At 69.7% G+C, this 10,128-nt stretch carries 8 protein-coding genes, 1 tRNA gene and 1 pseudogene; 6 read left to right on the top strand and 4 right to left on the bottom strand.

Annotated elements, in window-relative coordinates; translation table 11 throughout:
* From DJ69_RS07565 to DJ69_RS07545, 6 genes and pseudogenes are all read left to right on the top strand, one after another.
* Positions 1 to 220: pseudogene (locus DJ69_RS07565) on the top strand (hypothetical protein); the annotation flags it as partial.
* 71 nt (positions 221 to 291) lie between these two features.
* Entirely contained in the window at positions 292 to 459 is a 168-nt protein-coding gene (locus tag DJ69_RS18285; protein WP_180271748.1) for an HEWD family protein, read from the top strand.
* Positions 460 to 922: 463 nt separating this feature from the next.
* Positions 923 to 5,611, top strand: coding sequence for a glutamate synthase large subunit (gene gltB, locus DJ69_RS07560; protein ID WP_099255065.1), 4,689 nt, complete (start codon positions 923 to 925; stop codon positions 5,609 to 5,611).
* A gap of 108 nt (positions 5,612 to 5,719) precedes the next feature.
* Positions 5,720 to 6,286 (top strand): type II toxin-antitoxin system RatA family toxin, encoded by a 567-nt coding sequence (locus DJ69_RS07555; RefSeq protein ID WP_099255064.1) that lies wholly within the window; start codon positions 5,720 to 5,722, stop codon positions 6,284 to 6,286.
* An 82-nt stretch (positions 6,287 to 6,368) separates the two neighbouring features.
* Positions 6,369 to 6,440: transfer RNA gene (locus DJ69_RS07550), tRNA-Ala, on the top strand.
* A 222-nt stretch (positions 6,441 to 6,662) separates the two neighbouring features.
* Positions 6,663 to 7,259, top strand: coding sequence for a PAS domain-containing protein (locus tag DJ69_RS07545; protein WP_099255063.1), 597 nt, complete (start codon positions 6,663 to 6,665; stop codon positions 7,257 to 7,259).
* Here DJ69_RS07545 and DJ69_RS07540 read toward each other — a convergent pair.
* The 4 genes from DJ69_RS07540 to DJ69_RS07525 form a co-directional block, all read right to left on the bottom strand.
* Complete coding sequence (locus DJ69_RS07540) at positions 7,235 to 7,930, bottom strand: metal-dependent hydrolase (RefSeq protein ID WP_099255062.1); 696 nt, start codon at positions 7,928 to 7,930, stop codon at positions 7,235 to 7,237. The genes DJ69_RS07545 and DJ69_RS07540 overlap by 25 nt on opposite strands.
* Positions 7,931 to 8,677, bottom strand: a complete 747-nt coding sequence (locus DJ69_RS07535) for a hypothetical protein (protein WP_245851559.1) — start codon at positions 8,675 to 8,677, stop codon at positions 7,931 to 7,933.
* 72 nt (positions 8,678 to 8,749) lie between these two features.
* A complete protein-coding gene (locus DJ69_RS07530) occupies positions 8,750 to 9,601 on the bottom strand; it encodes a sensor domain-containing protein (protein WP_099255061.1) in 852 nt (283 codons plus the stop codon).
* Between the two features lie 104 nt (positions 9,602 to 9,705).
* Positions 9,706 to 10,053 carry a zinc ribbon domain-containing protein gene (locus DJ69_RS07525; RefSeq protein WP_099255060.1) on the bottom strand — a complete coding sequence of 116 codons (348 nt, stop codon included), beginning with the start codon at positions 10,051 to 10,053 and terminating at the stop codon, positions 9,706 to 9,708.
* Positions 10,054 to 10,128 lie beyond the last annotated feature (75 nt).

Here is a 10,128-nt window from a genome sequence, read left to right as displayed (position 1 = left end):
CGACGCCGCTCGCCTCGGCGTCGGAAGCGGAGCGACCGGTGAGACGGAAACGACGAGCAGCGAAACGGGTGGCGACGGGTCGGAACGACCGACGCCGACCTACGAAGACGCGCCGATCCGGACGACCGCCGAGGACGTTCCCGGGTTCGTTCCCCTACACTCGCTGGCCGCCCTCGCGCTGGTCCTCCTCACCGCGAGTCGGCGACTGCGGGGCCGCTGATCCGCGGTCGAGCGCGGGGCCGCCGCGACGACGGCGGTATCCTTTTGCTGGACCGCGCCGTTTGTCCGCGCATGAGCGTCACCATCACCCCGCCACGAGAGCGCGAATGCGAGCTGTGCGGCCGCGAGGAGCGGTGGGACGACGACGCCGACGGGTGGCAGATCGACGGCGAAGCCGGGAACGTCTACTGTATCCACGAGTGGGACATCAACGGAACGTTCACCCCGCTGAGCGAGTGACCCCGGGTCGACCGGCCGGAGCGGATTCGGCGTCCGCTTCTCGTACGCCCCGCTTCATCTCGGTGTCTCCCGCTTCCTCCTGACCGCGCACTTCGCTCACAGCACCCCCGTTTCACTCGACGGCACTTCTCGCGCACACCTCCGACGACCGTCGGGCTCCCGTTCGTCATCACGGCCGGCTGCGATCGGCTCTCCGGCGTCAGACGCGAAGCGCTCCGGGACGGCTCCTGAGTGCGTCTTTGACGATTACGGTCCCGTAACGCATATTCGGCCCCATTCGTCTCGGATACGTGGGGAACGAGTTGTGTTTTTACTCACGATCGGGTATCTTCTGATCGAACCGGAGACGCACCTTCCATACTCACCCCTGATGAATAATTACCTTATATTCCCTAATGTGTGTACGAGGGATCCTACCCCTATCAGGGTCATACCTTTAAGTGATGGATCCAGAGTGTGTACCATGACCGAGCCACGTAGTAACACCCGGGAGGTATCGGAGCGGGATCTCTCGGGCCACGGTGGGGGGCTTGCGGCGGCAACGGACGAGCGTTCGAACTGCGGGATCGGCGGAATCGTCGATCTCGACGGCGACCCGAGTCACGAGACGGTTACCGACGCCGTCGAACTGCTCGAGAACCTGGAACACCGGGGAACGACGGGCGCCGAAGAGAACACCGGTGACGGCGCCGGCATCATGGTCGCGCGCCCGGACGACTTCTTCCGCGAGGTCGTCGACGCCGACCTCCCCGAGGAGTACGCCGTCGGCTCCGTGTTCATGCCGACCGAACCGAGCGTGCAGGCCGAGATCCACGACGTCATCGCGGAGGTGTTCTCCGTGTACGGATTGGAGGTCTTGGAGTGGCGCTCCGTCCCGACGGAGAACGCGGACCTCGGTGCGACCGCGCTCGACTCCGAGCCGGAGGTCTCTCAGCTGTTCGTCGCACCGGTCGAGGGCGCCGGTCTCGCGGAACGATTCACCAGCGAGGAGACGCGTCCGGACGAGGCCGATCCGGAGATCCGCGGGTTCGACCGCGCGCTGTACGCCGCGCGCCGCGAGATCGAGAACGCGGTGTCGGAGGTCGACGGGGCGGGGCGCTTCTACGTCTGCTCGCTCGACCGCCAGCGCGTCGTGTACAAGGGCCTGCTGAAGGGGTCGCAGCTCGCCGGCTACTACACTGACCTGACCGACGAGCGCTTCGCGAGCCACGTCGCCTTGGTCCACGCGCGGTTCTCGACGAACACGCTGGGCGCGTGGCACCTCGCGCATCCGTACCGCAACATCGTCCACAACGGCGAGTTCAACACGATCCGGGGGAACGTCAACTGGATGCGCGCCCGCGAGAACGACCTCGAGCACCCGGCGTTCGGCGCCGAGCTCGACACGATCAAGCCGGTGATCGACGACCCGAACCAGTCCGACACCGCGAGCGTCGACAACGCGGTCGAGCTCCTCCTGCAGGCGGGGCGCGACCTCCCGCACACCCTCCGGATGCTGATCCCGGAGGCGTTCCGCGACGACGACCTGATGGATCGGGCCCGCGCGGATTTCTACGACTACCACGCCTCCCTCGTGGAGCCGTGGGACGGCCCGGCCCTCGTGATCGGCTTCGACGGCGACCGCGTCGCCGGCGTCTTAGACCGGAACGGGCTCCGCCCCTGCCGGTACGAGGTGACCGAGGAGAACCGGCTGATCGTCGGCAGCGAGGTCGGCGCGCTCCCGACCGAGCCGGCGGACGTGACCCGCCGCGGTCGGCTCCAGCCCGGCGAGATCTTCGTCGCCGACCCCGAGGAGGGGCGGATCGTCCCGGACGACGAGGTGTTCGAAGAACTCACCGACGGGAAGTACGGGGAGTGGGTCGCCGAGCGGCAGGTCGACCTCGACGAGATCGTCGACGAGGACGCGGTCGCCGCGGGGATCGATGCGGCCGCTGACGGTAACGAGACGGCGGACGACGAGGCCGAGCCGACCGTCCGCGCTCAGCAGGCCGCGTTCGGCTACACCACCGACTCGCTGAACCACCTCGTCGAACCGATGGCGAAAGACGGGAAGGACCCGGTCGGGTCGATGGGCGACGACACCCCGCTGTCGGTGCTCGCCGACGTCGACCGCCCGCTGTTCACCTACTTCAAACAGCTGTTCGCGCAGGTGTCGAACCCGCCGATCGACTACATCCGCGAGGAGCTCGTCACCTCGCTGGAGACCCGGATCGGCAACCAGCGGAACCTGCTGGACGAGACGCCCGAACACGCCGAGCAGATCGTCTCCGACACCCCGATCCTCACGGACGCGGAGACGGCCGCCCTGCGCGATCTCCCCGGTCCTGGCGAGCGCTCGCCGGGACGTGGCGAGTCGGGCCAAAAAGCGTTCACCTCCGTCACCGTGGACGTGACGTACGACCGCGACGCCTCGCTCGTCGACGCCGTAACCCGGATCCGCGAGGACGCTGCGACCGCCATCGAGGACGGCGCCGACGCCGTGGTCCTCTCCGACCGAGCAGTCGGTCCGGACCGGCTCGCGGTGCCGAGCCTGCTCGCGACCGGCGCGGTCCACCACCACCTCGTCCGCAACGGGCTGCGCAACCGCGCGGGTATCGTCGTCGAGTCCGGCGAACCCCACGAGGTCCACCACATCGCGACGCTGGTCGGCTACGGCGCGGACGCCGTCGACCCGTACCTCGCGTACGCCTCCATCGCCGACGTGGTCGCCGGTCCGGACGGAGCGGACGAGGACGAGGCGCTCGCCGCCTACCGCCACGCGCTGGAGGACGGCCTCCTCAAGACGATGGCGAAGATGGGGATCTCGACGATGGAGTCGTACCAGGGCGCGCAGATCTTCGAGGCCGTCGGGCTCGACTCCGAGTTCGTCGCCGAGTACTTCGAGGGGACCGAGATCCGCACCGAGGGGATCGGGGCCGAGCAGATCGAAGACGACCTCCGCACGCGCCACGCGATGGCCTTCGGCGCCGACCCCGAACTGGAGACGGTCGGCGAGTACGAGCACCGCTCGTCCGGCGTGAAGCACGGCTGGAACCCCCAGACGGTCGGCACGCTCCAGCAGGCGGTCCGGGGCGGCGACTACGAGCAGTACCGGGAGTTCGCCGAGCTGGTCAACGACCAGTCCGAGGAGCTCCAGACGCTCCGCGGCCTCCTCGAGTTCGAGTCCGACCGCGACCCCGTCCCGGTCGACGAGGTCGAGCCCGTCGAGTCGATCGTCGAGCGCTTCTCGACGGCCGCGATGAGCCTCGGGAGCATCTCGCCGGAGGCCCACGAGAACAACGCGATCGCGATGAACCGGCTCGGCGCGAAGTCGAACACGGGCGAGGGCGGCGAACCTCCGGAGCGGTTCGGCACGGAGAAAGAGTGTAACGTCAAACAGGTCGCCTCGGGTCGGTTCGGCGTCACCTCCGAGTACCTCGCGAGCGCCGACGAGCTCCAGATCAAGATGGCGCAGGGGTCGAAGCCCGGCGAGGGCGGTCACCTCCCCGGGAAGAAGGTCAACGAGATGATCGCGCACGTCCGGTGTTCCACCCCCGGCGTCGGGCTCATCTCGCCGCCGCCGCAACACGACATCTACTCGATCGAGGACCTCAAACAGCTGATCTTCGACCTGAAGGCCGCCAGCCCGGAGGCGGACGTCAACGTGAAGCTGGTCTCCGAGGCCGGCATCGGCACCATCGCGGCGGGGGTCGCGAAGGCGAACGCCGACGTGGTCCACGTCTCCGGCCACGACGGCGGCACCGGCGCGTCGCCGAAGACCTCGATCAAGAACGCGGGGCTCCCCTGGGAGCTCGGGCTCGCCGAGGCGAACCAGATGCTCCGCGCGACCGGCCTGCGCGACCGCATCCGCGTGACGGCCGACGGCGGTATGAAAACCGGCCGGGACGTGGCGGTCGCCGCCGCGCTCGGCGCCGAGGAGTACGTGTTCGGCACCGCGTCGCTCGTCACCGCCGGCTGCGTGATGGCCCGGCAGTGCCACGAGAACACCTGTCCGGTCGGCGTCGCCACCCAGCGCGAGGACCTCCGGCAGCGCTTCCCGGGCCAGCCGGACCACGTCATCAACTACATGACGTTCATCGCGCAGGAGCTCCGCGAGATCATGGCCGAGCTCGGCTACACCGAAGTCGAGGAGTTCATCGGGCGACCCGGCCTCCTCTCCCAGCGCGAGACCGACCACGAGAAGGCGAAGGAGCTCGACCTCTCCGCCGTGATCGCCGAGCCCGCGGGCGACGCCCGGACGAAGACCCGCGAGCAGGAGGACGCCGACATCGAGGCGCTGCTCGACTGGGACCTCATCGACGAGGCGGCCCCGGCCATCGAAGACGGCGCGCCCGTCGCGCTCACCCGCGACGTGGAGAACGTCGACCGCGCGATCGGGGCGACCCTCTCGAACCGGATCGTCTCCGAGCACGGCGGCGACGGCCTCCCGGACGACACCGTCACCTGCCGGTTCGACGGCTACGCGGGCCAGAGCTTCGGCGCGTTCCTCGCGTCGGGGATCACCATGGAGCTGTCCGGCGCCGCCAACGACTACGTCGGCAAGGGGCTCTCCGGCGGCCGGATCGTGATCGACACGCCCGAGGAGGCCGGCTACGACCCCGCCGAGAACGTCGTCGCCGGCAACGTCGGGCTGTACGGCGCCACCGCGGGCGAGGTCTACGTCAACGGCGTCGCCGGCGAGCGGTTCGGCGTCCGCAACTCCGGCGTCAAGGCGGTCGTCGAGGGCGTCGGCGACCACGGCTGTGAGTACATGACCGGCGGGGCCGTCGCCGTGCTCGGCGACACCGGGCGGAACTTCGCGGCCGGGATGTCCGGCGGCGTCGCCTACGTGTACGACCCGGACGACCGGCTCGACGAGCGCGTGAACCGCGGGATGGTGTCGGTGTCGGAGACGTTGGACGACTCCGACGAACGCATGCTCCGTCGGCTCGTCGAGAACCACCACGCCTACACCGACAGCGACCGCGCGGCCGAGCTGCTCGACGACTGGACGACCGCGCTCGATGACTTCGTACGCGTCTTCCCCGACGCCTACGCGGAGGTCATCGCCGAGGGGAAGGGCGACGACGTGCGCGATGAGCCCCCCGAACCGGCCGCCGCCGTCCCCGGCTCCGCGTCGGACGCGACCGGGCAGGCGTCGAGTGACGACTGATTCGGCCGGGGTTGTCTCCCCGTTCCGTCGTCGAGCCGCCGGGACCTTTCCGTCACCCCCACGTCCGGCCGGCGGACCGCTTAATAGGCGCCGCTCGAACGCTCTTACGTGGACGAACTCGTCGTGAGCACGGAGGTGTACGCCGATCCCGAAGACGTGTACGCGTTCCTGCTCGACTTCCCGCGGTACGCCAACTACTCGGAGTATCTCAGAGAGGTACGAACGCTGGAGGGCGAGGGAGGACCGAACACCCGCTACGCGCTGACGTTCGCGTGGTGGAAGATCACCTACACGGCCCACTCGCGCGTGACCGGCGTCGACCCGCCCGAGCTGATCGACTGGGAGATAACGAAGGACATCGACGCCAGCGGCTGTTGGCGCGTGACGCCGGCAGAGACGGACGCCGGTCGCGACGACGCCGGCACCGCGGGCGACTCCACGGATCCCACCGACCGGCCGTGCGAGGTCGCACTCGAAGTCGAGTTCGACCCCAGTTCGGCGAGTTCCGACGCGCTCGACCTGCCGACGCTCGTCTCGTTCGACTGGGTGCTGAAGAAGGCGATCCCCCTGATCAGAGGCGAGGCCGAACGCGTCGTCGAGCGCGCCGTACGCGATCTTGAGGGGTCGACCCGCGACATCGACCTCGACGTGTACGTCGATTCCGAGCGAATCTGAGCGCGTGTGGGAATCGGTGTCGACGGTGTCTCCGAGTCGAAGGCCTTAATATATCCAGCGGGGAACGAATGGATGCGTACGAGGGCTCGTAGATCAGTGGTAGATCATCCCCCTGGCACGGGGAAGGCCCGGGGTTCAAATCCCCGCGAGTCCACTCGACTCACTTCGTTCGTCTCCGTTCCTCGCGTGGTCCCGTTCGCACTGCTCACGTGACCCCCGCGAGTCCATGTTTTTGCGCCGCGAGTACCGTCACGAGCGGCTCGGACGTCGTGGTGACTCGGAGACGGGCACTGTACCGACGCGGCCACGCCAGGGCCGGAGCTCCGTTCACGGGCGACAACCACTTGTCCGGGGGAACCGTCCGGTCGTCAGACAGATGGGTCTCAGAGACGACGTGCTTTCGCTCCTCGCGTGTGAGGACGACGCCGTTCGCGGTCGGTTCAACGAGTTGGTCTCGCGTCACGGCCACGGGATGAGCCGGGAGCGGGCAAGCGGCGAGTCGGCTACGGGAACGGACCGCGCGGATCGGGGGTCACTTCCGGCACTCGCTGACCGCGACAGGCGCCTCATCGATCGAGTTCGACTCGTCGATACCGCCCCGGTCGGCGTTACGCTGTGCGGGCCGGCGTATCGGGATACGCCGATCCTCTACGCGAATCGGACGTTCCGCGACCTCACCGGGTACCCGCTCGACGAGCTCCGTGGCCGGAATCCGCGGCTGCTACAGGGCCCCCGTACGGAGCCGGAGGCGGTCGCAACGCTGCGCGAAGCGGTGTCGATCTGGGAGCCCGTGACGGTCGAGGTGTGGAACCACCGCCGAGACGGAACGCCATTTCTGAACCGCGTGTCGCTCCGCCCCCTCCGGGGGAAAGACGGGACCATCACTCACTGGGCCGCGGTCCAAGCGGCGGTCGGGGAGACGGCCGACCGGGCGGGCCGCGCCGAGCGCTACCGACGCGGGTCCGCGCTCTGAAGCCGGCGAGCGACGAGCGTGAACGCGCCCAGCCCGATCAGGTAGAGCCGCCAGCCGGCGTTCGCGACCGGGAACCGCCTGTCGACCGGTTCGTCCGTGACGTCTCGGGGGTCGCGCGGTTCAACGGGGTTGTTCACGTGGACGGTCGCAGTCGTCCCGCCACCGCCGGCGTCGAGCTGTCGCCGTCCCGTCTCCGGGTCCGTCTGAACGTCGACGAACGTCTGGACGAACCCGTCCGTCGACGAGAGAAACGCCTCCCCGCTCAGGGCGTAAAAGCGATCTCTGACGGGCCAAAACGTGTTAACGCCGTCGAGGTGGACCCAGTCGAGGGCGACGTGCGCGAACACGTGGACGAACAGGCCGGCCCACGCGACCGCGACCCACCGCTCCGCGCTGCGCTCCGAGAACCGGTCGGCGAGCCGGCGGCGGAGCACCGACCGGTCCCGGATCCGCGTGTCGTAGTAGAGCAGCGCCGCGGCCGCCGCGGGGACCACGAGGTTGTGGCCGACGGTCCGGTGTGCGCCCGACATCAGCGGACCGAGGAAGCTGTCGATCTCCGGCGACAGGACGATCGCGAGGATGACCGCCAGCGCCCGCCGGTCGTAGTAGTCCCCGAGCAGGCCGGCCGCGAGCGCGAGCGCGAAGCCGGCGTGGACGACCGTCGAGACCATCTACCGGGCCACCCCCGTCCCGTCGGTCTCGGCGCCGCCCGTCTCGGCGTCGGTCCCGGTCTCGGCTGTCGGGTCGTCCCCGCCGCCCAGCTCGCGCAGTCGGCGCAGCCGCGCGGCCCGCACCGCGATCAGGGCCGCCCCCGCGGCGACGACGACCAACTGCCACCCGCTCCGGACGAGCGACAGCTCGCGGTCGGCGCCGAGGTCGAGTCCCGGCCGTCCGTCGGGGTTGACGAACGTCGGAATCGCGTGTGTGGCGGTCGTGCCGGGGCTCTGCAGCGGGAGGAGTCCGGGGCCGTCCGCGCCGAGCGCGACGAACGTCTGGACGATCCCCTCCTGCGTCGAGAACACGAGCCGCCCGTCGATCCGGTAGTAGGCGTCGTGGATCGGGTACAGCAGGTTCGCCCCCTCGGAGCCGAACAGGTCCGTCCCGACACCGGCGACGAGGAACGCCGCGATCGCCACCCACGCGAGCCGCACCCCGCGCCACCCGAACCGGGTGCGGAGCCGGGAGCGGTCGCCGACGGCGGTGTCCCAGTAGAGTGCGCCCGCCGCGAACAGCGGCAGCCAGAGCGCGTGGAGGAGCGCGTTCGTCGCGCCCGGGACGACGAGGCTCGCGACCGCGTCGAGGTCGGGAGCGACCGCGGCCGCGATGACCACCGCGACCGCCCGCCGGTCGAACGCGGCGCCGAGCAGGGCCGCCGCCAGCACCGCGCCGACGGCGGCGGCGACGAGCGTCGGGGCCATACCGCCCCTGACGGTCGCACGAGGATAAGCGCACCGGGCAGAAACCGCGGCGGCACCGGCGGCTCCGGCGGGTCAGGAGCCGTCTTCCGTCCGGGGCGGGTCGTCGTCGGAGCCGGGTTCGACCGCGTCCGCGGGGACGAACTCGCCAGATTCGATGGGGGCGGAGGGGGAGGTCTCGGACTCGGCGGCCCGGGACTCGGCGGAACCGCCTTCCGATCGCTCGTCGTCGTTCGCCGCCGGAGCGTCGTCGTCGGCCGCGGAGTCCTCGGGCCCGGACCCCCCGTCACTCGCCGGGACGCCGAGCAGCGCGGCCGCCATCTGCCGGCAGACGTACGCGACGAGGTTCGTGACGTGAAGCGCGACGAGCACCGCGACGACGCCGACCCCGACGGCCAGCAGCGCCTCGGGGAGCGTGTCGATCGCCCACGTCACCGGCTCCCCGTTGGACTCGCCGAAGGTGACCACGTAGGGGTACCGCAGCGGGGCGGCGACAAGCGAGAGCCCGTTCGCGAGCGCGAACAGCGGGACGAACGCGAGGACGGTGACGAAGAACTTCAGCGAGAGGAAGCCGACGCCCCGCCACGTCGACGCGGCGTCGACGTACTTCCTGACGCCCCCGAGCGCGCCGCCGGCGTCGGCCGGCACGTCGTCGTATCGGTCGAGGTCCGTGCCCAGCAGCCGGTTGGCGAGCCAGCGCTCGACGCCCGCGGCGATCCGGGCTCCGATGAGCATCGCCACGAGGACGACGACCCCGACGAGCACCACGGAGAGGACGAGCCCGAACGCGAACCCGAACGAGAACAGCACCGAGTAGACGAACCCGAGCGGAATCGCGAGCAGGAGGTACAACAGGTGTCTGTACGTCCGACCGTCGGCGAGGACACCGACGACCGGGAGGGCGGAGGGGGAACGGGGGGAGACCATGCGCGATCGGGACGTTCTCTTCAGCCGACATAAATCGGTCGCAATCGACGGCGGTCGGGGCCGTCAACAATCGATACCGCCGCGGTTCCGGGCGCCCCGCCGGGTCACCCGATGAAGAAGTCGATCGCGTCGCCGGACGATCGGCCCTTGTACAGCTCGGAGTAGCCGCAGTCGGCGCACGAGACGACCGTGAACCGGCGGTTCTGTACGTCGAACAGCTTGGTGAGACCGGTGCCGCTCGTGGCGATCTCGTCCGTTTCGGCCTCCTCACCGCCGCATTTCGGACAGCCGTGGCCGTCGCCGGTGGCGATCGCGTCGTGTTGCGTGTCGGGCGGGCGTTCGCGGTCGGCGGCCGAGCCGTCGCGAGTTTCGTCCGAACGCTCCCATTCGTCGGTCGATTCGTTGCCGAAGACGGAGTACTCCGTCTCGTCGTCGTCGTCTCGGGAGGGCATCGCTGACACCTGCTCCCGCGACGAGTAAACCTCTTGTGGCCCTACTCGTCGATCTCGTCGACCAGTCCGTCGGCG

The organism is Halorubrum persicum (genome assembly GCF_002727125.1).
Taxonomy (GTDB): Archaea; Halobacteriota; Halobacteria; order Halobacteriales; family Haloferacaceae; genus Halorubrum; species Halorubrum persicum.
Note: the sequence above shows the minus strand (reverse complement) of the source record. Positions and strands in the feature narration are given on the sequence as shown.